At 64.5% G+C, this 301-nt stretch carries 1 protein-coding gene; it reads left to right on the forward strand.

Going from position 1 to position 301, the window contains the following annotated elements:
- Positions 1-301 (forward strand): IS110 family transposase (locus tag MTX34_RS25535; RefSeq protein ID WP_243611208.1); only part of this gene is annotated, 301 nt, incomplete at both ends.

The raw sequence follows: 301 nt of genomic DNA on the forward strand, positions 1-301 counted from the left end.
CCCCGACCGACGCTCTCGCCGCTTCCACGGCAAATCCGACCCACTCGATGCCCATTCCGCAGCGCGCGCAGCATTGACCGGAAAGGCCACCACCACACCGAAGGCCCACGACGGCAACGTCGAAGCGATTCGCTTCTTGCACAACGCACGTCACTCGGCAGTCAAAGCCCGCGCCGAAGCGGTCACACAACTGAAATCGATGATCGTCAATGCCCCAGAAGGCATACGCGCCGAGCTCCGTCAGCTCACCGACGCGCACCTGTTCGCCGCATGCGCAGCATTGCCACACGCACCGCGTCGG

It is taken from the genome of Rhodococcus sp. ARC_M5 (assembly GCF_022810405.1).
In the GTDB taxonomy this organism is placed as follows: Bacteria; Actinomycetota; Actinomycetes; order Mycobacteriales; family Mycobacteriaceae; genus Rhodococcoides; species Rhodococcoides navarretei.